Origin of the sequence: Herbiconiux daphne (assembly GCF_024979295.1) — a bacterium.
Lineage (GTDB): Bacteria > Actinomycetota > Actinomycetes > Actinomycetales > Microbacteriaceae > Herbiconiux > Herbiconiux daphnes.
The window spans coordinates 1-559 of the sequence record NZ_JANLCJ010000679.1; the positions used below are offsets into that span (position 1 = coordinate 1).

Annotated in this window: 2 protein-coding genes; both read left to right on the forward strand. The window is 46.3% G+C overall.

What is annotated here, in order from left to right; all coding sequences use genetic code 11:
* Positions 1-147: 147 nt before the first annotated feature.
* Positions 148-339, forward strand: coding sequence for a hypothetical protein (locus N1032_RS27100; RefSeq protein ID WP_259543799.1), 192 nt, complete (start codon positions 148-150; stop codon positions 337-339).
* Positions 339-559 (forward strand): hypothetical protein (locus N1032_RS27105; protein ID WP_259543800.1); only part of this gene is annotated, 221 nt, incomplete at its 3' end. The genes N1032_RS27100 and N1032_RS27105, both read left to right, overlap by 1 nt.

The following is a 559-nucleotide window of genomic DNA, read 5'->3' on the forward strand; positions in this document are numbered from 1 at the left end:
CTATAATAGAAGTGTATTCAAGCCCGTTAACAAAGTTCAAACCAAAATCGCGTGGTTCTTTGCTAACGATAAAGTTTTCTATCAGGATAATAACGTGGGCGACGCGATAGCCAACTACCTGAAAATCTGCCGCAAGGTGTAAGCATAATGACGACCGACATTATTAATGCTGAACTTATTAACTCTGTCGGTTTTCCTATCGTTGTTTGCGGGGCGTTGTTCTGGATTCTCAAAACGACCCTCGCAAAACTCGTTGTGACGATGGAAGAACTGAACAGAAACATTCTTATCAACACTGAAACCCTTCGTGCTATTGCCGCGAATAAACGAGGTGAATAATGGGTTACAACTACAAAAACAAAACGTCGAACGTGAAGAGAATGAACCGCTACATGCTGGCGAAAACTCTCTCCATGTTTGAATGGGCTGGACTGCCGGACACTATTCCGCGCCGTGAACTTGAGCGACTATTGCAGACCCACGGACACGCCTTTATTACAGAGGTTGACGGGGAACTCTACGCATTCGCGGGTGGGCTGGGCGGTGTGCCCGATGTCTA

What these genes read in the sequence shown, in the direction of transcription:
- N1032_RS27100 (WP_259543799.1), top strand. Translation starts at nt 148, where the DNA reads ATGACGACCGACATTATTAATGCTGAACTTATTAACTCTGTCGGTTTT.